We start from the raw sequence: 23,713 nt of genomic DNA, 5'->3' as shown, positions 1-23,713 counted from the left end.
AAAGCTCGGGTATATTGCCCTCCCCGGGCATTTTCCAGATCACATCGGCCAGCAGCCAGCAGCATCACTGGCCCGTGCCGAACAAACGGTACGCGACTAGCCCGAGCAGGGCTGTTCCGAGCGAGCAGACGGTATCCTCGCCGAGTCGCTCCCGAACGCTGTCGTGCTTGTCACGACTGTTTGGAGACGTAGATGGTAATTTCGTGGGAAAAGAACCGCCAGCGGTCAGCCAGACGAGAGGCCGCCGCCGGGGAACTCCTGAAACACGGCCTCGAAGTCGTCGATCTCTGCGGCCGTGGAATCGGCTGTCTCGCGGAGTTCTTCGAGTCGCTCGCTGACAGTCCGGTACTCGTCGCTGGCTTCCAGTTGCGCGGTGTTCTTCTGCGTTTCAAGCGTCGCCTTCTTCGAGGCCACGGCGAAGTACTCCTGCACCTGATCGTCGTACGTGGTCCGGACGAGCATCTCCGAGACGGTGTCGAGGAGGTCCTCGCGGCTGACCGGCTTAGTCAGGTACTCGTCGAAGGGCATCTCGACGATGTCGAAGTCCGGGTCGACGGCCGTTACCATCACTACCGCCGGGTCGACACCCCGTTCTGCGATGGTATCGAGGACTTCGTCACCGCTCATATCGGGCATCTGCCGGTCCAGAAAGACGACGTCGACGGACGCGTCGACTAACTGGAGCGCTTCCGTACCGCTGTGTGCGGTCCGAACGTCGTGTGCGGTCAGCAGCCACGTCGAATACAGATCCGCGATATCTTGTTCATCGTCGACGACGAGAACCGTTGCCTCCTCCGTCTCAACACGCTTTTGCACTTGTTGTCCCTCCTGTCGACTCACGTACTGCTCTCACGGTGACTTTCCCGAACAGCAAGATAAAGGTACCCAGCATATTATCGATTCTGAGAACACTGCAGTTGGTCTGTTGACTTTTTCATGGAGGCGTGCTGTCACAGGGCAGTGACTCATGCCAGAGATGTTAACATAGCGGCGACCGTACCCTGTGTGTATGGTGACCGTCTCCGGACCGTGGACGAGCGGGGAGATGGAACAGTTTCTCAGCGCCGAAACGGTTCCACTCCGTCTCGGGTGCCGAACTCCAGCAGACAGGCCCTGGATGCTCTCGCTCTGGTACCGATTCGTTGACGGTGTCTTCGAGTGTGCGACCGGGGCAGACGCAGCGGTTGTCGACTACCTCGACTATGACGACGACGTGTCATTCGAAGTCTCGACGAACGAGCCGCCGTACCGCGGCGTCAGAGGTAATGGTACAGCGACGATGACAACAGACGAGGACAAGACGGTGCTCACCGACCTGCTGCACCGCTATCTCGGCGGGACCGACTCACCACTGGCCGAACGACTGCTCGCACCCGACCGCCGCGAGATCCAGATCACGATCACGCCCGACCGTCTCCACACCTGGGACTATAGCAACCGGATGTAACTGCCTGAACCAATGGGACACACAGACTCAGCCATGGAAACTGACCCGACAGACATCAAATCAATCGCGATAAGCGCCACCGACCTCGTCGCAGCTATTGAAGCGACTGCAGACGAATCAGAGACCGTGTTGCGCGTCACACCACCGTTCAGCGGCCGGATGCGGGCGCGTCTCCACGTCGTTCAGGCCGACGACGACGATGACACGGTTCACATCGAGCCCGACTCACTGCTGACTACGGATGCACCGTCGTATCCGACGCCCGATGACACCGCCGACGAACTCCGGGCCGCGGACGATGAGACGTACTCGGTGGAGCGCCATCGGACCTACCACGAGCAGCGACTCGCCGAGTGGCGGGAGTCGCTTCCGGACCACGTCGTCGATAGCACGACACTAAGCGACACAGCGCACGACGTAACTGTGTCACTACTCGGACCGTAATCGGTCGTACACGTCCACCGGAGGCGTCACCGGGACTGGGAGTGTTACAGTAGGTTATACCACAGTTACACCGCCGATAAAACGTCTAAGCGTCTTTCAGCCGGTAATAAAATGAACGGCTAGGGGCCGCTGTGCGTGAAACGAAGCGAAACGGGCGGAAACCTCTAGAGGTTATAAGCTATCTCCAGTAGAAGCCGTGGGTAGGTCCCCCATATGTCAAGTTCGTCCGCATACGAATTACTCGCCCAGTTTGATGAGTCCGTCCCGGAGTTCGACGAGTCGCTCGTCTCCGCCGTTCGAGGTATCGCGTTCTGGACGGCGATTGCACTCCCGTTTTTATATCTCCCGCTACTGATTACCGGCCTGAACTCCGGGGCGACGCGGATCGCGTTCGTCGCGCTCGTCGTCTTCAACGCCGTGGCGCTGCGTATCGGCCACGCACACGGAGGAGACGACTGACACGGAACCCTTCGGTGCCGGTCACCACCGTGGATATTGCGGCCCTCCACTCCGCATTGCCGCTGTGACCATACTTTCATCCACCTAGTAGTCGTTCGTATGCATATGTCACGGACAGCAGTTATCGCAGGTGTCGGTCCGGGCCTCGGGGAGTCACTGGCCAAAACGTTCGTCGATGAAGGCTGTCAGGTCGGCCTGTTCGCCCGGTCGGCGTCGTATCTGGAGTCACTGTCGGCAGACCTCGGTGACAACGCGCTCGCAGTACAGACTGATATTACCATCCCGGACCAGGTCGCAGCAGGCTTCGAGCAGGTCCGGGACGAGTTCGGCCCCGTCGACGTGCTCGTGAACCACGCCAGCGGCGGGGCGTGGAAGGGAACGCAGGAGATTTCACACGACGAGTTCCAGCGCGCGCTCGCCGTCGGTCCGGCGGGCGGGCTGGCCTGTTCCCAGGAGGCCGTCGACGACATGCTGACGGGTGACGGAGGGACGATAATCTTCACCGGTGCGACATCCGCCGTCCGGGGCCGCGACGGCGCAGTTGGGTTCAGCGCCGCCAAGTTCGCCGTCCGCGGGCTGGCCGAATCGATGGCCCGAGAACTCGGGCCCGAAGGCATCCACGTCGCCCACGTCGTCATCGATGGCCAGATTCTCCCGACGAACGCCGCCGACGCAGCTGACCGCGACACTCAGTCGTATCTTGACCCGGACGAAATCGCACAGTCGTACTGGCACCTCGTCGAACAGGACCGCTCGGCGTGGACGCTGGAACTCGACCTCCGCCCCCACGTCGAGGCGTTCTGAGCGTCTCACCTCCGTTCCGGCTATTCTTCGAGGAGGTCGACCCACTCTCTGAGCGGCCCCCGAATACCGTCGACTGAGATCGTCACGTCGCCGTCGAACCGCCACGTCGCTTGCGGGGAGTCCGAACCGAACCGCATCGGAATAGAGACCGAAATATCGTCGGCCGTGACGTGGAGCGCCTCGTCGCGGTCGACCGTCTCGTCGAGCAACCGTTCAACGGCCAGGCGGAGCTGTTCCGGGTCCGGGTCTGGAAGGTCTGTGGATTGACTCATACCTGTGGCTTGGAACCGAGGCTACCTCCGTGTTGCGTCGAACCGGTCGGTTTGCCCCTGCTATTTACGGGTGTGTGGGCCTCAGACGGTTTCGATGGAGCTGGAAACGCCGTACGCCCTCGGGGGGACCTACTACGTCGAGACGGTATCCGTCGGAAAACGGACGGACGACGAGACGGTGCGCGATTGCGTGGTCTGTGGCGGCCACGTCTACGCCGACGACTGGCACCTCGTCGTCGGAGTTCTGGATACGGCCGGCGGACGACAGCGCCACCACCACTGTAGCGACGACTGCCTGACCGAGTGGCTCAAGCTCGTGGCGGGTGCCTGAGCAGCGGTGAGTCCGCGGAGTCTTGACGGTGGAACCCGTCGGGAAGATATGGACGAGCGTACGGGCGTATTCAGGGTCTACCGCGTCGTCGAAGCGGTCCCGCACATCAATCTATTCGACACCGACGCGACGCGGCTCTACACCGTGTACCAGTCCGGCTACGGCGAACGCCAACCGGCAGTCGACGGCCTCCGAACGGGAGCCCTCGTCGAGGCGACGCTCGGCGGTGATCCCGACGATTCGGACGAGGCCTGGTCGCTACTTTCCTTCGAGCGGCTCGACCGCGTCGCGATGGACTTTGCTGTGGATGCTGAAGTCCCAGAAGTGGCGGCCGACCTCTGGGAACCGGGGCTCGAACGCCCGGCAAGCGCCGTGCTCGAAGAGGACGGCGAGCCGGTCGCGGAGTGTTTCGTGCAGCCGCGCGCGCCGCTGCCCGGCGGCACGTTCGTCCCGAGCGTGCTCACCGGCCTCGTGCCGATGGAATCACTGCTGACCGAACTCCCCGGTATCGGCGAACCGCCGACAGACGCTATCTTCATCGACCCCGACCCGCCCGACGCCGACTCGTACGCCCGCCCCTACGGCGTCGCCGTGTTGTTCACCGCCGCCGCTGACGACCTACTCGCTGAGTTCCGGGACCGATATAATCTCTCTGCCGACGCCGACAACAGGCCCGAGTACGACCCGTACGGGCTGTGAGGGGTCGGGAGTGCGGTCCACCGGAAGCCACTACATCGTGATGACGAGCGGTACTGGAACGAAACAGAGCATGCCCAGAACGAACGTGACCAGGCCGATAGCCCAGCGGCCCGGCCCCAACGGCGTCTCGTCCAGCGGCGTCGCCGACCCGAGCCGACCGAACACCAGCGCCAGGAGCCCCCAGAACGCCCACAGTCCGGCTGCGCGACCCCCCTCAAAGGCGACGAGGTAGCCCGCGAGCCCGAACAGGGCGACGGGGACGGCTAGCTGGACCAGCGACAGTCGGTCGCCGAACAGCGCCCGGGCGACGTGCGCGCCGTCGAGTTGGCCGACAGGCAGGAGGTTCAGGAAGGTCACGAACGCCCCCACCCAGCCGCCGATGACGACCGGGTTCGGGAGGAGTTGCGGGTTCGCGTACTCCAGTTGTTCACCCATCACCGCCGCGATGCCCTGCAACAGCAGCGGGTAGCCGAGTTCGATGTTCGTGACGATCCCACGGGTTACCTCCACCGGCGGGAGCGTCACGCCGATGGCGGTCACGACGACAGTCGCGGCGAGGCCCGCCAGCGGACCGGCGACGCCGATGTCGAACAGCGCCTTCCGGTCGGGGATGTGGTCGTTCATGCTGATGACCGCGCCCAGCGTCCCGAGCACGTTCGGAAACGGCAGGAAGTACGGCAGGCTCGCCTCAACCTCGTGGTAGCGGCTCATGACGTAGTGGCCGAACTCGTGAATCGCAAGGATTCCCAGTGCAGCGGCGGCGAAGGGCCACGCCTCGAGCATGGCTGTCGGGTCGTCGAGAACAGACAGCCCGTACCAGCGGGTCCCGGCGTACAGTGTCGACAACAACGTCAGGACGGCGAGTCCGACGTTCAGCCACGGGACGCCGTCGACGCCGAGGGACCGCTCCCGCGCGATCAGGACCCACTCGCCCATCTCCCGCTTGAGCGCGACGCGATACCCGCGCTGACGGAACGCCGGCGCGATGCGGTGAATGACCTGTTCGGACTCGGTCATTGGCTCGCCGTAATACCGGACGCCGTCGTCGGCGGTCCTATCGACCTCGTAGACGTAGAACGTGTCTGCGAGCGCTTCCGGGTCCGGTAACTCCGGCGGCGAGGACTGGGTCGCCATTACCTACGTTTAGGGTTCGACCCGTTTGAACCTGTTTGCCGCGGCACTAGAAGAGGGGCACACCGCCCATAGAGGACTCGGAGGGCGTTAGTCCGCGACGGCCTCGTCCGACCCGGTCGCAGCGTTGGGGTCCTGAATCCAGAGGTCGCAGAAAAGGTCGTCCTGCTGGAGGCGGACCTGGCCGCGGTGGGCGAGAAAGAGGAGCCCGAGGAACGTCTCGACGCGGGTCCCGCCGGCGGTGTCGACCTCGCGGTACAGCACCTCCTCGCGGCCCTGGTCGTACTGCTCGCGGACGGCGTCGTGGACATCGGCGATGATGTCGTCGATGTTCTCGGCGTGAGCCGTCCCGGTCACATCCGCCGCTGACGGCTCCTCGTCCAGTCGCATGTCGTCGGCCCCGCGGTAATCCAGTTCCTGCGTCCCGCGGTCGTACCCGCTCGGGGAGTCGCTGGTGTCGTATTCCCGGGACTCCTTCCACCACGACTCCCGCTCGGCGTCCCGGAGGTCCCGAACGAGTTCGTCGAGCGTCTGTGGCATCCCACGGGCACGCCGGCGTTCGAGCCGGCGGTCCATCTCCGATTCCAGCGCGGCGAAGGGATCCGGGTCCTCGATGGGTGCGTCCTCGTGCATCGCCTGCTCCCACGGCTCGACGGGGTCCTCCTCGTCGTCGCCCTCGCCCAGCATCGCGTCGCTTTTCATCCGGATCAGAACGCTCGCGTAGAACAGCGCCCGGCCCGACGTGCGCAAGTCCGCGTCGTCGATGCGCTGGAGGAACTTGTCGGTGACCCTCACCACGTCGATGTCCCAGGGGTCGATTTCGCCGTCGTCGGCAAGCTGGACCAGAACCTCGACCGGTTCGACGTCCTCGTCGTCGCTGTCGTCGTCCGAGTCGCTTTCGGGGCCGTCCTGCTCGGGAGAGGGATCATCTGAATCGGGGGATTCGCCCAGCAGCGCCGCCGCATCGCCCGACTCACCGGGCGGGTCGCGGTCCTCGTGGCCGGTAATGTTGAGTGGAATGTCATCCGCTTGACTTTCAACCCCTTCATCAGTCATCAGCCGGCACCTCCTCGTCACCGTCACCCTCACCGCTGAGATCAATCCCAGTAACCGCACTCACGTTGTCGCCCTGCATCATCACGCCGATGGCGCGCTCGGACCGCTCCAGCATGGCCGAGCGGTGCGAGACGACGACGAACTGGGCGTCGCCGGCGAGTTCGTCGACTAGTTCGCCGACGAGGTCGGCGTTGGCCGCGTCGAGGAAGGCGTCCACTTCGTCCAGCGCGTAGAACGGCGCGGGGTTGTGTCGCTGGATGGCAAAAATAAAGGCCAGCGCCGTCAGCGACTTCTCGCCGCCCGACATCGCGTTCAGCCGCTGGATCGGCTTGTCGCCGGGCTGGGCCTTCATCGTCAGCCCGCCCTCGAAGGGGTCGTCCTCGTCTTCGAGGTGAAGGTGGCCGGTACCGTTCGAGAGCCGCTCGAAGATGTTCTGGAACTGGTCGTTGATCTCCGTGAACGACTCCATGAACGTCTCCTTCTTGCGGGCCTCATAGGTATCGATGCGGTCGCGGATGCCGTCGGCCTCTTCGACCAGCGTCGCCTTTTTGTCTTCGAGTTCCTGCAGGTCGTCGTTGACGCGGTCGTACTCCTCGATGGCGCGCATGTTGACCGGTTCCAGTTTCTCCATCTCCGTCTCCAGCCGGTCGATCTCCCGCTCGACCGTGTCGTGGTCGGGCACGTCCTCGGGGTCGTAGTCGCCGACCTGCGCTTCGAGTTCATCGATTTCCCACTCCAGACGCTCCTGAGTTTCCTGCTCAGATTCGAGGTTGCGCTCGATTTCGGAGACCGCGGCCTGTTGCTCGTCGCGGGCTTCCTTGGCTTCCTGCAGGTCGGCTTTCAGGTCTTCGCGCTCGGACTTGAGTTCGGCCAGTTCCTCTTCGAGGTCGGCGACGGCCTGCTCTTTCTCGGCTTTCAGCTCCTGTTTCTCGGTGACTTTCGCTTCGAGGTCGTCGATACGCTCCTCGTGTTCGGCCTTGCGGTTCTGGGCCGCCTCGATGTCGTCGTGGAGGTCCTCGATGGCGTCCTCGGCGTACTGCTTTTCGAGTTCGTACTCGTTGAGTTCGGCGTCGAGTTCGCCCTGGCGGTCTTCGAGCCCGTCGATGTCGTCCTTGATGGACTCGCGCTGGTCCGTCAGGTCCGGCAGTTCCGAGTCCTCAACCTCGGCTTCTAGCTCGTCGATATCGCGCTGGAGCGCGTCGATCTCCTCGGTCTTTTCCTCGATGTCGGCCTCCAGTTCGTCCATCTGGTCGGCCACGTCTTCGCGTTCCGCGGCGATGTCTTCGAGGTCGGCTTCCAGCTGATCGATGCGGTCACGGGTGTCTTCCAGTTTGCTCTGCTTGCGTTCGATGCTCGTCTCGATGTCGCGGAGCTGCTCGGTCGCGTCGGACTCGCGGTCGCGGGCGTCGTCGAGGCGCTCCTCCACGTCCCGGAGGTCCTCACGCACGTCCGCACGCTCGTCTTCGAGTTCGTTGATGCGCGTGGCGACACGTTCGAGCTTGCCCGCGCCGCCCGAAAAGGAGTAGCGTGTGCCCGAGGAGGAGCCGCCGGTCATCGCCCCGGACTTCTCGACGAGGTCGCCGTCGAGCGTGACCATCCGGTAGTCGCCCATCAGGTCGCGAGCGGTGTCCATGCTGTCGACGACGACGGTGTCACCGAGCACGTACGAGAAGATGCCCGCGTACTCGCGGTCGAAGTCGACGAGGTTGTACGCGAAGTCGATGACGCCGTCAGCGCTGGGCAGCGATCCCAGCGAGCGGTTCTGCATCTGTGTGATCGGGAGGAACGTCGCCCGGCCGGCGCTGCGTGATTTGAGGTACTCGATACAGCGCTGACCAACGCTGTCGTCGTCGACGACGACGTGTGCGAGCCGCCCGCCAGCCGCCGTCTCACAGGCCGTGGCGTACTCGGGGTCAACGCCACCCAGTTGGCCGACGGTACCGTGAACGCCGTCCTGACCGGCGTTGAGAATCGCTGTCACGGCACGCCCGTACGAGGAGTCCCCGTCCTCGCCGGCTTTCGCCTCTAGCTGGGCGTACTCCTGCTGTTTCGCGCTGATTTCGTCTTCGAGTTCGTCCAGGTCCGACTGGAGTTCCCGCTTCTCGGCCCGGAGGTCGTCGACGACCTCGCCGATGGTGGCCTTGTTCTGCTTTGCTTTCTCCAGTTCCGTCTCTAAGTCCTCGATATCGGCTTCGAGGTCGGGAATCTCGGCTTCAGCCTCCTCGATAGCCTCGCGCTTCTCGTCCTCGGCGTTCGAGCGCCGTCGGGCCTCGTCGAGCAGGCGGTCCTGCTCGCGCTGGAGGTCGTTCTTCTCGCTTTTGAGCGTCTCCAGCCGCGAGCGCTTCGCCTCCAGTTCGTCCTTGACCTCCTGAAACTCCTCGCCGACCTCGTCGATGCGCTGCTGGACCTCCGCGAGTTCGGACTCCTTCTCGGCGATGTCGGCTTTGACGTTGGATTTGGCGACCTTCGTCTCGCGGATGTCGCTTTCGAGGTCGTCGATGGTCTCCTGCTTGCGGTCGATCTGGACGAACGCCTGCCGGCGCTCGTTCTCGGCGGCCTCGACGGTCTCCTCGGCGGACTCGACCTTGTCCTCCAGTCTGGAGATGTCGCCTTTGATCTCCTCGATCTCGCGCTTGATGGCGAGCTGTTCGTCCTCGCCCTTGCGCTCGATCTCCTGATTGAGTTCGTGGAGCTCGTCTTCCAGCCGGATGACCGCGCCCTGGCGCTCGTCGAGTTCAGTCTGCAGTTCTTGGAGTTCCGCTTCCAGCTCGTCGATAGTTTCCTCGACGGCCGCCAGTTCCTCGCGTTTGTCTTCGAGTTCGGCGGCTTTGCGATAGCCTTCGTACTCCTCTTTCTCGTCACGGAGGTCCTGGTATTTGAGCGCCGTCTCGCGCTCGTCTTCGAGCTGGTCGAGGCGGTCCTGTTTCTCTTCGATGCGGAGCTCGGCCTCGTCGATGCGCTCTTGCACGACCTCTAGCTCGTCGAAGGCGTCGGCCTTCTTCGCGTCGAACTGGGCGACGCCGGCGATCTCGTCGATGATCTCCCGACGGGAGCCGGCGGTCATATTGATGATCTCGGTCACGTCGCCCTGCATGACGACGTTATAGCCTTCGGGAGTGACGCCGGCCTGGGCGAGGAGGTCCTGAATGTCCGAGAGGTTGACCGAACGGCCGTTGATGTAGTAGTACGAGTAGTAGTTGTCTTCGGTCTCCTTGACCCGGCGCTTGATGGCGATCTCGTCCACGTCGCCCACGTCCTCGGTGCCGGCGGCGTTGACGACCTGTGAACGTGACAGCGTCCGGTCGTCGTTTGCCAGAATCACCTCGACACTGGCCTGCCGTTCGCCGTCGTACTCGGCGTCTTCGTCGGCGTGGCCGGGGTTGTAGATGAGGTCAGTGAGTTTCTCGGCGCGGATACCCGAGGTGCGAGCGAGTCCGAGCGCGAACAAAATTGCGTCGATGATGTTGGACTTGCCCGAGCCGTTCGGGCCGCTAATAGTAGTGAAATCTTCGTAGAACGGGATTCGGGTCTTGCGTCCGAAGCTCTTGAAATTGTCGAGGACGAGCTCTTTGATATGCATGCGGTGGTGTGGCCGACAGCCCTACGCGACGATGATGTCGGACTCCGAGTCCTCCTCGGTCTCCGACGCGGCCTCGGCTTCCTCCCTGTTATCAACCTCGTCGGTATCCTCGGTGTTAGGTGTGTCGGCCTCCGTCGGGGTGGCGGCCGATTCCTCCGAGTCGGACTCGTCAGCGCTGAATCCGTTGTCTTCGTCGACGCTGGCTTCGAGTTCCCGGATGCGGACCTTGCATTCGACGAGTTCGTCGGTCAGTCCTTCGACCGACGCTTCCAGTTCTCTGACGCGCGTTTCGAGTTCCTCGACTCGGTTGCCGCACATATCCGTAACCCAGCCATTGTGGACACTTATACCTACGTCAGACATTGGCAGTCCGAGTGATACGTCCGCTCCGAAGGGCCGAGTCCGTCCCGACACTGTACAGGGTCGTTAGCCTTTAGCCACGCGCCACCGAATCCCGGACAATGACTGCGCAAGCGTCCGAAGCCCGCGAACTCGCGGCCGTCATCGGGCTGGAGGTCCACGTCCAGCTCGAGACGGAGACGAAGATCTTCTGTGGCTGTTCGACCGATGTGGCCGATTCCGAACCCAACACCCACACCTGCCCGGTGTGTCTGGGACTTCCCGGCGCGCTCCCGGTCGTCAACGAGGGGGCGGTCGAGGCCGCCGTGAAGGTCGGCAAGGCCATCGACGCCGATATTCCGGAGGAACCACCTTCCACCGGAAGAACTACTACTACCCCGACCTCCCAAAGAACTTCCAGATCACGCAGTATGACTCGCCCATCTGCCAGGACGGGGAGCTGGAATTCTCCGTCGAGAGCGAGCGCCGCAGCGTCGACATCCGCCGGGCACACCTCGAAGAGGACCCCGGGTCAATCAAGCACGTCCGCGAGGGCTCGGGTCCGCTTGAGTCCCGGACCTGTTCCATCGAGCGCGCGGACTACACGCTCATCGACTACAACCGCGCCGGGACGCCGCTGATGGAGATCGTCACGGAGCCGGACTTCCGCGCGCCGGGCGAAGTCCGGTCGTTCCTCGAAAAGCTGGAGGAGGTACTGGAGTATCTGGGCGTGTTCGACGCGACGCGGGACGGCAGCCTCCGCATCGACGCGAACCTCTCCATGGTCGACGCCAGCGAGGTGGACGACGACGGTGACATCGACGAATCCGTCCTCGAAGACGCCAACCGCACCGAGGTCAAGAACATCTCCAGTCACAAGGGCGCGGAACAGGCGCTCTCCTTCGAGGCTTCCCGCCAGCGGAAGCTCATCCAGTCGGGCCGCGCCGTCGAGCAGGAGACCCGCCACTTCAACGAGACCCACGGCAACACGGTGTCGATGCGCTCCAAAGAAGAGGAGAAAGACTACCGCTACTTCCGGGAGGCCGACCTGCCGCCGCTTCGCGTGAGCCACTGGAAGGACGAGGTCCCGATTCCGGAACTCCCCGACGCCCGCCGCGAGCGGTTCGTCGCGGAGTACGGCCTCAGCGAGGAAGCCGCCTCGAAGCTCACGAGCACGAAGCAGGTGGCGGACTTCTTCGAGGACGTGGCCGAGCGCTTCGACGCCGACCTCGCTGCGACCTGGGTCGCCGACAATCTACTCGGCGAACTGAACTACCGCGACATGGCCATCACCGATATCGACGACCGCTTCGACGAAGTGACCCGGCTCGTCGAACTCGTCGCCGAGGACGATATCACGGCGAAAAACGCGCACGAGACCGTGCTCCGGGAGATGCTCGACACGGGTGACGGCCCCGACGCTGTCGTCGACCGCGAAGGGCTTGGCAAGACCTCCGGCGACGAGGTCCAGCAGGCTGTCGTGGAAGCCATCGACGAAAACCCCGACGCCGTCGAGGACTACCACAGCGGCGAGGACGGCGCAATCAACTTCCTCGTCGGGCAGGTCATGCAAAAGACCGGCGGGAGCGCCGACCCCGGCGACGTGAACGGGCTGCTTCGCGAGGAGTTGGAGAGCTAAGACAGCGTCCTACGCGGCCTGCGCGGCACAGTGGTGAGTTGTCACAGTCACCGCTGTGGCCAGTCGGCTGGCAGTTCATCAGCGTGGTTCTCGAGCAGGTCGAGCATCGGTTCGATTTCGTCGAATCGCTGGCCCCGAGATACTTCATCGGCCGCTCGGTCCCAGTCGATGTATGCCAGACTGGCCAGCCGCGGCAGGTCGTCGTGGCGGAGTTCGGTTTCAGTACTTCTGGCCCCGGCACTTCTGGGCAGAAAGTCGACAATCGGCCGTGGACTACTCTGTTTTACCATAAACAGAATCATTCGTCGACGGCGGGTAAACAACGCCTCGAACACCCGGTCCATCCCTGGGTCCCATATCACATCCGGGATAGAGGTTTCCATCCTGTAACAAGAGACATACTATTGATGATAAATGTCACGATACCGCCGTTTCCTTGCCGAATCGATCCTGAATCGTACAGGTGGATTTGATTTGAGAGGCCGGCCCGATAGCCGCTACGCTGAGCTGCGTGCTACGATTCGCTCGACGCGTTCGACTCGACGCTCTCGCGCCGCTCGCCCGGGATGATCGCGGGGTCCTTCCACAGCAGCGTGACGAATATCGCAGCGGCGAGGGCTTCGAGGGTCTTGATAGCTGATTCGGTCGGTTCAGTGTTGAAATGGTCTAGTATCAGCAACGCGGTACTCCCGCCGTGGTGTCCGCCGCCACCGGACGACGGTGCAGAGAACCCCTCGACGAGGAAGGCACCGTGTCCAGTAGCGTGCCAGAACACCCAGCCGGCGATGGACGCGATCATGAGGAGCGTCCCGGCGATGTAGGCGTTCCGCAGGCCGATGACGCCCCGGGTGATGAGATACGGGCCGGCGAACAACACCGCGGCGAAGGCCACAAACAAGAAGGGCCGAGGGTCCGGCGGGAGGCCTCGTCCGAAGAGTCCCTCGATCGCCTGCGCGTAGATGATGCTTCGCGGGAGTCCCCACCAGAGGTGAAACGTCGCCGTCGCGAAGACGAGTGCGGCGGCGGTTCCGCGGAGGAGTTTGGTCGTCCGGCGATCCATACCGGCAGTCGGGGTGGCAGTGGCAAGAGTGCATCGAAGTGATAAGTGCCGCCGGTCACGGCGGCAGTGCGGGACCGCTACCGAGTGGTAAGAGGCTACCTCCGCGCGAGCGCGAGCGGCCCCGCAAGCGCCCGCACACCCGCGCTGTCGCCTGATTTTCCCGAAAGCCTTTAGAACAACTGACTCCGTAGCGACGAGTAATGACAGAGACAGGTGGTGTCCCATGCGGCTGATTATCACCGAGAAAGACAACGCCGCCCGCCGCATCGCGGAGATCCTCTCCGAGGGGAGCGCATCCGCGAGCAGGCAAAACGGCGTCAACGTCTATCGGTGGGGGAACACCCGCGTCGTCGGCCTCTCCGGGCACGTCGTCGGCGTCGACTTCCCCGAGGAGTACAACGACTGGCGCGACGTGGAGCCGGTCGAACTCATCGACGCTGACGTGACGAAGGAGCCGACCCAGGAGAACATCGTCACGACGCTGAAGCAACTGGCCCGGGAGGCCGACGAGGCCACCATCGCGACTGACTACGACCGCGAAGGGGAACTCATCGGCAAGGAGGCCTACGAACTCATCCGCGAGGAGACCGACGCGCCCGTCGACCGCGTCCGTTTCTCCTCGATCACCGAGCGGGAGGTCCGGGACGCCTTCGCCAACCCCGACAACATCGACTTCGACCTGGCGGCCGCGGGCGAGGCCCGCCAGATTATCGACCTCGTGTGGGGCGCGGCGCTGACGCGGTTCCTCTCGCTGTCGGCCCGACAACTGGGCGACGACTTCATTTCCGTTGGTCGGGTCCAGTCGCCGACGCTGAAGCTCATCGTCGACCGCGAGCGCGAGATCCAGGCCTTCGACCCCGAGGACTACTGGGAGATCTTCGCCGACCTCCAGAAGAACGGCTCGGGCTTCGAGGCCCAGTACTTCTACGACGACGACGGGAAGGAGGCCGAGCGGGTCTGGGTCGAGGACGACGCCGACGACGCCTACGCCGACCTGACGGGCGTCAACGCGGCGACGGTCACGAGCGTCCGCCGCCGAACCCGCACCGACAGCCCGCCGACGCCGTTCAACACCACCGCCTTCATCTCCGCCGCCAGTTCGCTGGGCTACTCCGCCCAGCAGGCGATGTCTATCGCCGAGGAACTGTACACCACCGGCTACATCACCTACCCGCGAACGGACAACACGGTCTACCCGGACGACCTCGAAGAGGACGCCCTGCTCGATGAGTTCGTCGGAGCCGGACACTTCGGCGAGGACGCCGAGAAGCTGCTGGAGCAAGACGACATCACCGCGACCGAGGGCGACGAGGAGACCACCGACCACCCGCCCATTCACCCGACGGGAGAGATTCCGCCGAAGGTCGACCTCTCGGACGACGAGTGGGAGATCTACGAACTGGTCGTCCGGCGCTTCTTCGCGACGGTCGCCGAGGCCGCGACGTGGGAGCACCTCCGCGTCGTCGCCGACGCCGGCGGCCGCTCGCTGAAGGCCAACGGCAAGCGCCTGGTCGAACCGGGCTACCACGAGGTGTACCCCTACTCCAGCGCCAGCGAGAACCACGTCCCCGACGTGGAGGAGGGCGAGGAACTGGCCATCTCCGAGGTCCGGATGGAGGCCAAGCAGACCCAGCCGCCGCGCCGCTACGGCCAGTCACGGCTCATCCAGACCATGGAGGACAAGGGGTTGGGGACGAAGTCGACCCGTCACAATTCAATCGAGAAGCTGTACGACCGCGGCTACATCGAGGGCGATCCGCCCCGGCCGACGACGCTGGCGATGGCCGTCGTCGAGGCCGCCGAGGAGTTCGCCGACCACGTCGTCAGCGACGAGATGACCGCCCAGTTAGAGGCGGACATGACCGCCATCGCCAACGGCGAGGCGACGCTCGACGACGTGGCCGACGAGTCCCGCGAGATGCTCAAACGGGTGTTCGATGAACTGCGTGATTCCCGCGAGGAGATCGGCGAGCACCTCCAGGAGTCGCTGAAGGCCGACAAGACGCTCGGTCCCTGTCCGAAGTGCGGCGAGGACATGCTCGTCCGGCGCTCGCGTCAGGGGTCGTACTTCGTCGGCTGTGACGGCTTCCCCGAGTGTCGCAACACGCTCCCGCTGCCGTCGACGGGCGAGCCGCAGGTGCTCGAAGAGCACTGCGAGGAACACGACATGTACCACGTCAAGATGCTCGCCGGCCGGGACACGTTCGTCCACGGCTGTCCCCGCTGTGAGGCCGAGAAGGCCGACGAGAGCGAGGACGAGGTCATCGGGCCGTGTCCCGAGTGTGGCGTTGCTCCGGCGGAGCAACGAGGCGACGGCGGCGAAGCCGCCGAAGCGGAGGGTGGCGAACTCGCCATCAAACACCTCCGTTCGGGCTCCCGGCTCGTCGGCTGTACGCGCTACCCCGACTGTGACTACTCGCTGCCGCTGCCCCGCAACGGCGATATCTCGGTGACGGAGGCCTACTGCGAGGAGCACGACCTGCCGGAGCTGGTCATCGACGCCGACAGTGACGACCCCTGGGAGCTTGGCTGTCCCATCTGCAACTACGAGGAGTACCAGGCCCGCACCGCTGTCGAGGACCTCGAAGACCTGAGCGGCATCGGCTCGGCGACCGCGGAGAAGCTCGGCGACGCCGGTGTCGATTCGCTGGCGGCGCTCCGGGAGGCCGACCCCGACATCGTCGCTACCGAGGTGCAGGGCGTCAGCGCCACGCAGGTCCGGGAGTGGCAGGACGAACTGGAAGCCTGAGATTTGAAGTCGCCGGTTTTCCGGTCAGTCGGCGACGAACGTCACGCCGTCACAGACCGGACACTCGACGGCGTCCGCGTTGTCGGCTGTGACTGTGTCGACGGTACCGTAGGCGACCGCGTGTGTGACCGGCTCGGGAATCTGGCGCTCACAGAGCGGGCATTCGACGACGCCGGCCCGGAGTCGGTCCCGGTCGATGCTGTGGCCAGTGGTCACAGCTGGAGGTGAGACGTGGAACTCGGGCCGTCGTCGTCATCGATACCGCCCTCGTGGGCGAACGTGTAGTCGTCGTCCGTGAGGAACACGTCGCCGTGAGTCTCCGAGACCTCGACGCCGGGGAGCGTCGTCCCCGCGGCGTCGCCGTTGTCACAGCCGCCGTCGCAGGCATCGAACAGTGAGCCGTGTCGGGGGCAGATGAGCTGGTCGTCCCGCATCGGAACGCCTCGCCCGGTGTCGAACCGCTGTGCCTCGTGCGTACATCGGTTTACCCACGCCTCGACGCCGTCCTCGCAGGGGACGAGAACGACCTCCTCCAGGTCGCCGTATGGGTCTTCGGCGGTGAACAGCCACGACCCGTCCTCGTGGACCGTCTCGACTGTCGTAAGTCGCTGCACGGCTGGCGTGTTTGGCTGCCGCCGGTATCAGCGTTACCGTAGTACGGCGGGAACTGTGCGCATCATTCTCCGGTCTCCGCGGCGATGAGGCGCACCAGTGCAGTAACGAACACCTCGAACAGTCGCCAGACCAAGACGCAACTGATGACGAGCACAGCAAGGACGATGGCGACGAGCCAGAGAAGGAGGCCGAACTGCAACTCGGTGAGCAGCCCCGTCGACAGGCCGACGACGAACCCGCCGACGAAGAGACCGCCAGCGCCCTGGAGACAGCGGCGTTGCCAGCGGTCGAACGCCAGCGCGTCGTCGGCTCCCAGCAGCGATGGCAAGGCGATGCCGAGTCCGGCACCGCCCAGCGCAAGAATAAAGAAAACGCTACCGAACAGATACGAGAGCCCGCGGACGAAGCCCGCACTGGACGACGACGCTGTCGGCATCGTCGAGAAGGAGTACAGCACTCCCACCGTGACGACGACCCCCGTAAACACGAGGACGGCCCGGATGGTAGCGACGACGTACCGGTGCCTGTCCGCTGTCATTGTCTGACGATTGTAACATAGCCATCATAAATCTTCGGAGATATACGTATAGCGCCGACGCCACTCGGTCGCTATCTGTCTGTCCGGGCGGGCTGTCAGTGTGACCCACTGTGGTCGGTGTATCCGAAGCGGTTATACGGCCACGCGCAAGTCTGGCAGGTATGAGCGACTGGGCGGACTGGGACCACATCGTGAAGATAGACCCCGACAAGACGCTAGTCGACGGAGAGACGTTCGAAGACGTCGCGGCGACGGGGACCGACGCCATCGAAGTCGGCGGGACCACCGGAATGACAGAAGAGAAGATGAAGCGGGTCGTCGACGCCTGCGGGAAACACGACATTCCCGTGTATATCGAGCCGTCCAACCCTGCATCGGTCGTCCACAGCGACCGCCACGACGGCTATCTCATCCCGGTCGTGATGAACGCCGGCGACGTGGCATGGATCACCGGCGCGCACAAGGAGTGGATACGCATGGACGACGATATCGACTGGTCGCGGACCTTCACCGAGGCCTACATCGTGATGAATCCGGAAGCGTCGGTGGCGTCCTACACGCAGGCCAACTGCGACCTCGACGCGGACGACGTGGCCGCCTACGCCGAAGCCGCCGAACACCTCCTCGGGCAGGAAATCGTCTACGTCGAGTACTCGGGGATGCTCGGCGACACCGACATCGTCGCCGCCGCCGCGGACATCCTCGACGACGCCACGCTGTTCTACGGCGGTGGCATCCACGACTACGAATCCGCCCGCACGATGGCACAGCACGCCGACACCATCGTTGTCGGCGACCTCGTCCACGACGAAGGTGTCGACGCGGTGCGAGAGACGGTGAAAGGCGCGAAAGACGCGACGGCGACGGTCCGGTAGCTAGAACGCCAGCCGTTCGAGCAGTCGGCCGACGACGCCGTCGGGGTGACGTTTCGTGTCCACTTCAATCGACGCGTGGTCGCTGTCCTGAATTGCTGACTGCGTAGACCCGTCGTCGTTTGACGTACGAGCCGCGAGCCCACCGTTGTTCGCGTGTATCAGGAGCGTTCTGTCGCTGTCAGCCGCGTCTATCGCCGCTGAAAACTCCTGTCGGTCGACGAAGGTCCGCTCCGTCGGCACGTCACAGAGGTCCAGCAGATCGTCGTGGTACGCTTCGAGTTGCTGGCGTTCCTCCGTGGACTGGCGCTCGTCGAGCGGGTAGAGGAACTGGAGGTCGGCTCCGGTCTCCGTCGCGACGGCGTTGCCGACGCGGACTTTCAGCGGGTCGTACGGGCCGCGGGTGGTGACAAGCGTGATCGTCTCCAGCGCGTCAAGCGGCTGTGCGTCGACGGCGATAGTGTCACAGTCGGCCTGTTTCCGGATGCGGTCGATACTGTCACCCAGTAGCGAGTCTTCGAACGACGCACCGCGTTCCACCAGCAGCACATCGACGCCACGCTCGTCGACGGCGTTGGCGACGGCCCGCTCGGGATGGTGGCTCACGAGTTCGCCGTATTCGACAGGAACATCGAACTCAGCCGCCAGCGTGTCGGTCCGGCACTCGAACTCGAGGTCGTCGTGAGACTGGACGCCGGAGGCGTAATCGAGGGGCTGCTGGTCGGGTACTTCGTCGAACTGGACGATAGAGAGACTGCTACCGTTGGGTGTGAGCGCGGCCCCGACTTCCAGCAGTGTCGCTTCGCTCCGTCGCGAGGACCCTTCGGGAAGCGCGACGAGCACGGCAGTCTCCGCCGTCTCGTCGAGTGTCTCTTCGGTCCGGTCGAGCGCGCGGTCGCCGATGCTCCGGCGGACGGACTCCTTGATCGCGCCCTCTCTGGTGACCCGCGGCCGGACGTAGCCCAGATACCAGACGACGCTGCCGACGACGATACCGACGGCCCCGACGATCGCGATGAGGCCCATCTGCGTCAGCAGGGCGAAGCCGGTTATGGTGCCGAATATCGGCGTCCACGGGTACAGCGGCACCTCGAAGGAAGGGTCGTAGTCGGGGGCGTCGCTCTCGCGGAAGCCGATGAGCGCGACGTTAATGAGCGCGAACACGAGAATCTTGAACGCGCTCGCGAGCTTCGCGATTTCCAGAATCGGAACGAAGAGGATGAGCAGCAACATTACGCCGCCAGTCAGCGTAATCGCGGTCACCGGCGTCCCGAACCGGTCGCTGACCGTGCTGAACAGGTCGGGTGCGAGGCCGTCACGGCTCATGGCGAACGGGTACCGCGACGAGGAGAGGATGCCGGCGTTGGCCGTGCTGACCAGCGCCAGAATCGCCGCGAGAACGACGGCCGCGACGCCAGCAGTTCCCAGCGTCGCCTCGGCCGCGTCCGCGATGGGCGTCGTGCTTCCGGCGAGTTGGTCGAGCGGGATGACGCCGACGACGACGGCGACGACGAGGACGTACAGCAGTGTGGTGAAGCCAAGCGAGCCGAGCATCCCGAGCGGGATGACGCGGTCCGGGTCTTCGACTTCTTCGGCGACAGAGGCTATCTTCGTCACGCCCGCGAAAGAGACGAACACGAGGCCGGTCGCGGCGAAGATGCCGCTCGCGCCGTACTCCCACATCCCGCCGTAACTCGCGGTGTTGACCGCCGGACCGCCGCCGGCGACGAACCAGCCGATCGCCACGAGCATCACCGCGACGATGCCGATCTGGAGTCGCCCGGTCTGTTCCGCGCCGAGGATGTTGACGAGGACGAGAACGACGGCGAGCGTGATTGCAACCGGACGGATCGGCAGGTCGAACAGAAGGACGAGGTACGGCACGCCGCCGACGAGCGCGAGCGCGCCCTTGAACGAGAGTGAGAACCACGTTCCGAGTCCCGAAACTGTGCCCAGCAGCGGCCCCATCGACCGCTCGATATAGACGTACGTGCCGCCGGCCTCCGGCATGGCTGTCGCCATCTCGGCCTTGCTGAGTGCGGCAGGAAGGACAAGTACGCCCGCGAGAAGGTAGGCAGCGATGATGCCGGCCCCGGCGTCTTTCACCGCCAGCGCCGGCAGGATGAAGATGCCACTGCCGACCATCGCGCCGATGGATATCGCTACCACTGACAGCAGTCCGAGGTCGCGTTCCAGATCCTTGGCCATGGTTACGCGGTTTCCGGCGTCCGGAGCGATGTTTCGACGGAGCGTTCCAGTTCCGTCGCCAGAACGCGTGAGCCACAGATCACCGTCGAGCCAGCCGACTCGAACGCCGGCCGGTTCTGTGGGTCGTTGAGCACGACGACCACGGTTTCGACATCGAACTGTGTCCGAAGCAGTTGTGTCACGAGGAACGACCCGTGGTCCGTCTGCATCGATACCAGAGCGACATCGGTCGTTTGGGCCCCGGCGTCCTGAAGAACAGTACGCTCCCGCCCGTCACCGACTACCACGCGGGTGTCGTCGGGCGTTTGCCCGGCAACGCCGTCGTGGTCGGTGACGAGACAGGCATCGATGCCTCGGTCTAACGCCGTTACTACCTCAGACCCGACGTGACGGTCGCTGATGACCAGCACCGACGGGGGGTCGATGTCGTCGTCCACTCGTTCGCGGAGTCCGGTAAGAGATACCATGAGTTCTTAGGGGCCGGAGTTACCCGACCGGTATCCACCCATTGGTTCCGGAAGCCGATAAATATCTAGGAGATGATTCCGATTCCGGACTATTATAGATATATAATCACCTTTCGGAAGATTATACTATTTAGACTCACCCTCGGTATCGTCGTGACCGAACTGGTGGAACGGCCGGGTGTACTCGTTCCGAATAAGGTCCTCGTCGACGACCTCCAGTCCGATATCGTTGAGGTCCCTGCCGATTCGGCTCAGGTCGTTCCCGTCGGTTCCGACCACCTCGACGTGGACGTTGTCGGCCCCGGTCATGACCTCCCGGATGGCAACGACGCCGGACACGTCGAGCGCCCGCTGTGCGACCTCCTCGCGCTCGTGGATCGGTGCCGTACAGACGATAAGCGTATGGAGCTGGTACCCCGCGGCCTCGTAATCGACATCGACATCGTAGCCGGCGATAACGCCGGCCTCTTCGAGCTTTGTGATGCGATTCCGAACAGTTCGTGCGGAGACGTCAAGCGATTCAGCGATCTCACTCGCCGACGTGTGTCTCGCATCCTGCTGGAGCGCGTAGATGATGTTCCGGTCCAGATCGTCGATAGGGTACTCCGCGTCGGCCATGTCGATTGTTTCGGCGGCTACCAGTACAAAGGTTCAGGATATTGTCCCGACGCCTTGGTATCGCCCGACTGTCCTCGACACTCCGCTGTGGTTCGCCAGCAACACAGGGACTCGCTATGTGGATTCGAGGCACAGACGCCGCTGTGTCTCAGGGAAGCACCGACTGTTCGGTGAGTGTCACGGATACTGACGGGTGGTACGCGACCCAGTCCGCATCCTCGTCCGTGCGGTAGGAGAGGGGGACTTCGTCAAAGTAGCCCTGCAACGTGTACGTGCCGGCAGTTGAAACCCGCCGCCCGATGAGTTCGTACTGCCGCTCGATGGATTCACCAGCCTCCAGCGTTCCGGTGAGTGGGGCGTTGTCTTTGTTCGCTCCGTTTGGCCGTATCTCGACGGTATCTACCTCCGCATACTCGTCAGTCAGTAGTAAGATGTCGAGTGACCCCGAATCGCCTGCTGAAACCAGTCCTAACACCCCGAGTGGCCAGACGCCGGTGTTCTTGATGCTGAGGTCCTGTGTCCCAGTGTTTCGGAGGGTTATGTCCAGCCGACCGGGGCTTTCGATCTCGATATCCCGGTCAACGACTGTCACGTCGAGTGCGAGCGGGTGCGAATCATCTTCGGTTTCAACGCTGGAGATAGTGTACTCGGTATCGCCGAGACAGCCGGCGAGACCGGACAGCGCTGCCGTCGATACAGCCAGATACTGGCGGCGGTTCATGCGTCCACCGCCTCGGCGTGATCGGAGCCGTCAGTCAGTGTCATGAAGATGTCTTCGACTGTCGCGTCAGACGAAAGGTCACAGGTGTCCCGGAGCGCCGGCAGGGCCCCTTCGACAATGAGGTCCCCTTCATAGAGGATCCCGACACGGTCACAGACCAGATCGACCTGCCCGAGGACGTGACTGGAGAAGAACACCGTCGCACCGCGTTCGGACTCGGCTTCGACAACATCTCGCACCAGCGCGACGCCGTGGGGGTCGAGCCCGGTGAACGGTTCGTCGAGAACCAGGAGGTCCGGCTCCCCGACGAGACTCATCGCGAGTGCCAACCGCTGTTCCATCCCCTGTGAGAACTCGCCAGCGGGTCTTTCGATAGCGTCGGCCAGTCCAACGCGCTCGAGCAGTGCTCGCGGGTCGTCGTCCGTACGCTTCGTATCGATCACCAGTTCGAGGTGCCGCCGCGCAGACAGCGACGCATACGTCTCGAAGCGGTCGGGACAGATACCGACACGCTGGTGGCAGGCGACGACATCGTTCCACGGGTCGTGGCCGAGAACGCGGGCCGTTCCCGACGTTGGTTTGATGTAGTCCATCAGTAGATTGATCGTGGTCGACTTGCCGGCACCGTTCGGGCCGAGGAAGCCGTACACCTCGCCCTGTGCAACGGTCATGTTCAGCGCATCGAGCGCAACAGTCTCGCCGTACTGCTTCGAAAGCCCGTCGGTCTCGATTGCCGGCGGTGTCATGCGAGGTCACCTCGCTTGAACCGATAGCCGGCCAGTGCCAGCGGGACGACACCCCAGAAAAGCAGTACGACGAGGGCGAGCGATTCGTGAAGGTAGACCGGAACTGGCTGTCCACTAAAGGCTGCATCAACGACGTACTCGTTGGTTGAGATACCGGGATACAGCACGTCGATGACTGACGTGTACTGGCCACCGGAGTTCGCCAGTCCGAGTATCCAGTTCGTTACAGTTCGGTACGCTCGACCTGGCGAAAGCCGAAGTATAGCGAACAACAGACCGTCAGCCGGCGGTTCGAGCGGATTGACTGCGTTGCCGGTCACAGCCAGGTAGAGACGGACACCAACGATTTTCCACCCCAGTGTCAGCAGCAGAAAGAAACCGCCGAAGAGTACGCTGGTGACACGGACTGTGCTGGTCGTGGCTGCCGATGCCGCTGTTGCGACTGACACGAGCACAACGATGTACAGCACTGTCACCAGAAACACGCCGATGAAACGTAACGGGGAGAACAGCCCGAACTTGACACCGCCAATCACGCCGAGAATAACTGTTGCGAGGGTAAACGGGAGCACAGCCCCGACGCTCCGACCGAAGACCTTGCCGATGAGAATATCAGTTCGCGTGAGGGGCAGTCCAAGCAGGAATTTCAAACTGCCCGACGTGCGCTCCTGAATAATCGACCGATACGTGAGTAACAGGACACCCAGCGGGAGGAGAAACGACCCGGCCACCTGAACGAAGCCAACCGTGACGTTCGGGCCAAGCACGTCCCAACTCTGGTAGGTGGGACCATACCCCCAGACGACGAGCAGGGGCGCAAGTATCCAGGTTCCTTTCGATTTGAGTAACGCGACTGCCTCTTTCCGTGCGACGGGAAACCATCGGGGGAGGGCCATGTTGGCGGGTTTGAAAGTGTAT

At 63.7% G+C, this 23,713-nt stretch carries 25 protein-coding genes and 1 pseudogene; 9 read left to right on the top strand and 17 right to left on the bottom strand.

Annotated elements, in window-relative coordinates:
* Positions 1-225: 225 nt before the first annotated feature.
* On the bottom strand, positions 226-816 hold the full coding sequence (locus GJ630_RS12500; protein WP_014040891.1) for a HalX domain-containing protein: 591 nt from the start codon (positions 814-816) through the stop codon (positions 226-228).
* A 193-nt stretch (positions 817-1,009) separates the two neighbouring features.
* Between GJ630_RS12500 and GJ630_RS12495 the strand changes: the two genes are divergently transcribed.
* The 4 genes from GJ630_RS12495 to GJ630_RS12480 all read left to right on the top strand — a co-directional run bounded on the left by GJ630_RS12495 (position 1,010) and on the right by GJ630_RS12480 (position 3,154).
* A complete protein-coding gene (locus GJ630_RS12495; RefSeq protein ID WP_008312770.1) occupies positions 1,010-1,447 on the top strand; it encodes a hypothetical protein in 438 nt (145 codons plus the stop codon).
* Between the two features lie 12 nt (positions 1,448-1,459).
* Entirely contained in the window at positions 1,460-1,891 is a 432-nt protein-coding gene (locus GJ630_RS12490; protein ID WP_023843359.1) for a hypothetical protein, read from the top strand.
* A 213-nt stretch (positions 1,892-2,104) separates the two neighbouring features.
* Positions 2,105-2,350: a hypothetical protein gene (locus GJ630_RS12485; protein WP_014040894.1), complete on the top strand. Its 246-nt coding sequence runs from the start codon at positions 2,105-2,107 to the stop codon at positions 2,348-2,350.
* A 105-nt stretch (positions 2,351-2,455) separates the two neighbouring features.
* Positions 2,456-3,154: an SDR family NAD(P)-dependent oxidoreductase gene (locus GJ630_RS12480; RefSeq protein WP_064287718.1), complete on the top strand. Its 699-nt coding sequence runs from the start codon at positions 2,456-2,458 to the stop codon at positions 3,152-3,154.
* Between the two features lie 20 nt (positions 3,155-3,174).
* Here the strand turns inward: GJ630_RS12480 and GJ630_RS12475 are convergent, their stop codons facing one another.
* A complete protein-coding gene (locus tag GJ630_RS12475; protein ID WP_014040896.1) occupies positions 3,175-3,426 on the bottom strand; it encodes a hypothetical protein in 252 nt (83 codons plus the stop codon).
* A 94-nt stretch (positions 3,427-3,520) separates the two neighbouring features.
* Between GJ630_RS12475 and GJ630_RS12470 the strand changes: the two genes are divergently transcribed.
* Both GJ630_RS12470 and GJ630_RS12465 read left to right on the top strand, forming a co-directional pair.
* Positions 3,521-3,757, top strand: coding sequence for a hypothetical protein (locus GJ630_RS12470; protein ID WP_014040897.1), 237 nt, complete (start codon positions 3,521-3,523; stop codon positions 3,755-3,757).
* A gap of 48 nt (positions 3,758-3,805) precedes the next feature.
* Positions 3,806-4,456, top strand: coding sequence for a hypothetical protein (locus GJ630_RS12465; protein ID WP_064287719.1), 651 nt, complete (start codon positions 3,806-3,808; stop codon positions 4,454-4,456).
* 30 nt (positions 4,457-4,486) lie between these two features.
* On the opposite strand, the gene GJ630_RS12460 is transcribed toward GJ630_RS12465, so the two are convergent.
* The 4 genes from GJ630_RS12460 to GJ630_RS12445 all read right to left on the bottom strand — a co-directional run bounded on the left by GJ630_RS12460 (position 4,487) and on the right by GJ630_RS12445 (position 10,541).
* Entirely contained in the window at positions 4,487-5,590 is a 1,104-nt protein-coding gene (locus GJ630_RS12460) for a site-2 protease family protein (RefSeq protein WP_191449982.1), read from the bottom strand.
* An 87-nt stretch (positions 5,591-5,677) separates the two neighbouring features.
* Complete coding sequence (locus GJ630_RS12455) at positions 5,678-6,643, bottom strand: ScpA family protein (RefSeq protein ID WP_191449981.1); 966 nt, start codon at positions 6,641-6,643, stop codon at positions 5,678-5,680.
* Positions 6,636-10,223, bottom strand: coding sequence for a chromosome segregation protein SMC (gene smc, locus GJ630_RS12450; RefSeq protein WP_191449980.1), 3,588 nt, complete (start codon positions 10,221-10,223; stop codon positions 6,636-6,638). Before smc ends, GJ630_RS12455 begins: the two co-directional genes overlap by 8 nt.
* A gap of 21 nt (positions 10,224-10,244) precedes the next feature.
* Entirely contained in the window at positions 10,245-10,541 is a 297-nt protein-coding gene (locus GJ630_RS12445; RefSeq protein ID WP_064287723.1) for a hypothetical protein, read from the bottom strand.
* Between the two features lie 143 nt (positions 10,542-10,684).
* Between GJ630_RS12445 and gatB the strand changes: the two are divergent.
* Positions 10,685-12,201, top strand: a pseudogene (gene gatB, locus GJ630_RS12440) (Asp-tRNA(Asn)/Glu-tRNA(Gln) amidotransferase subunit GatB).
* A gap of 47 nt (positions 12,202-12,248) precedes the next feature.
* On the opposite strand, the gene GJ630_RS12435 reads toward gatB, so the two are convergent.
* Both GJ630_RS12435 and GJ630_RS12430 read right to left on the bottom strand, forming a co-directional pair.
* Entirely contained in the window at positions 12,249-12,545 is a 297-nt protein-coding gene (locus GJ630_RS12435; protein WP_151103950.1) for a hypothetical protein, read from the bottom strand.
* A 170-nt stretch (positions 12,546-12,715) separates the two neighbouring features.
* On the bottom strand, positions 12,716-13,261 hold the full coding sequence (locus GJ630_RS12430; RefSeq protein WP_050036856.1) for a hypothetical protein: 546 nt from the start codon (positions 13,259-13,261) through the stop codon (positions 12,716-12,718).
* 223 nt (positions 13,262-13,484) lie between these two features.
* Here GJ630_RS12430 and GJ630_RS12425 point away from each other — a divergent pair, with 223 nt between their 5' ends.
* On the top strand, positions 13,485-16,010 hold the full coding sequence (locus tag GJ630_RS12425) for a DNA topoisomerase I (RefSeq protein WP_191449979.1): 2,526 nt from the start codon (positions 13,485-13,487) through the stop codon (positions 16,008-16,010).
* Positions 16,011-16,034: 24 nt separating this feature from the next.
* On the opposite strand, the gene GJ630_RS12420 is transcribed toward GJ630_RS12425, so the two are convergent.
* The 3 genes from GJ630_RS12420 to GJ630_RS12410 form a co-directional block, all read right to left on the bottom strand.
* Entirely contained in the window at positions 16,035-16,226 is a 192-nt protein-coding gene (locus tag GJ630_RS12420) for a hypothetical protein (RefSeq protein ID WP_050036858.1), read from the bottom strand.
* Positions 16,223-16,624 (bottom strand): Rieske 2Fe-2S domain-containing protein, encoded by a 402-nt coding sequence (locus GJ630_RS12415; protein ID WP_129755427.1) that lies wholly within the window; start codon positions 16,622-16,624, stop codon positions 16,223-16,225. The genes GJ630_RS12420 and GJ630_RS12415 overlap by 4 nt, the downstream gene beginning before the upstream one ends.
* 62 nt (positions 16,625-16,686) lie before the next feature.
* The gene (locus GJ630_RS12410; RefSeq protein WP_050007016.1) at positions 16,687-17,163 is read right to left on the bottom strand and encodes a hypothetical protein; all 477 of its coding nucleotides are present in this window, start codon (positions 17,161-17,163) and stop codon (positions 16,687-16,689) included.
* A 161-nt stretch (positions 17,164-17,324) separates the two neighbouring features.
* Here GJ630_RS12410 and GJ630_RS12405 point away from each other — a divergent pair, with 161 nt between their 5' ends.
* Entirely contained in the window at positions 17,325-18,038 is a 714-nt protein-coding gene (locus GJ630_RS12405; protein WP_014040908.1) for a phosphoglycerol geranylgeranyltransferase, read from the top strand.
* Here GJ630_RS12405 and GJ630_RS12400 read toward each other — a convergent pair whose 3' ends face one another.
* The 6 genes from GJ630_RS12400 to GJ630_RS12375 all read right to left on the bottom strand — a co-directional run bounded on the left by GJ630_RS12400 (position 18,039) and on the right by GJ630_RS12375 (position 23,691).
* Positions 18,039-20,243 carry an APC family permease gene (locus tag GJ630_RS12400; protein WP_191449978.1) on the bottom strand — a complete coding sequence of 735 codons (2,205 nt, stop codon included), beginning with the start codon at positions 20,241-20,243 and terminating at the stop codon, positions 18,039-18,041.
* A 2-nt stretch (positions 20,244-20,245) separates the two neighbouring features.
* A complete protein-coding gene (locus tag GJ630_RS12395; RefSeq protein WP_371727506.1) occupies positions 20,246-20,680 on the bottom strand; it encodes an NAD-binding protein in 435 nt (144 codons plus the stop codon).
* 156 nt (positions 20,681-20,836) lie between these two features.
* Positions 20,837-21,328, bottom strand: coding sequence for an Lrp/AsnC family transcriptional regulator (locus GJ630_RS12390; protein ID WP_014040911.1), 492 nt, complete (start codon positions 21,326-21,328; stop codon positions 20,837-20,839).
* A gap of 148 nt (positions 21,329-21,476) precedes the next feature.
* Positions 21,477-22,049 (bottom strand): hypothetical protein, encoded by a 573-nt coding sequence (locus GJ630_RS12385; RefSeq protein ID WP_014040912.1) that lies wholly within the window; start codon positions 22,047-22,049, stop codon positions 21,477-21,479.
* On the bottom strand, positions 22,046-22,795 hold the full coding sequence (locus tag GJ630_RS12380) for an ABC transporter ATP-binding protein (RefSeq protein ID WP_191449976.1): 750 nt from the start codon (positions 22,793-22,795) through the stop codon (positions 22,046-22,048). The genes GJ630_RS12385 and GJ630_RS12380 overlap by 4 nt, the downstream gene beginning before the upstream one ends.
* A complete protein-coding gene (locus GJ630_RS12375; protein WP_064287733.1) occupies positions 22,792-23,691 on the bottom strand; it encodes an ABC transporter permease subunit in 900 nt (299 codons plus the stop codon). Before GJ630_RS12375 ends, GJ630_RS12380 begins: the two co-directional genes overlap by 4 nt.
* Positions 23,692-23,713 lie beyond the last annotated feature (22 nt).

The organism is Haloarcula sp. CBA1122, assembly GCF_009741785.1.
Lineage (GTDB): Archaea > Halobacteriota > Halobacteria > Halobacteriales > Haloarculaceae > Haloarcula > Haloarcula hispanica.
Note: the sequence above shows the minus strand (reverse complement) of the source record. Positions and strands in the feature narration are given on the sequence as shown.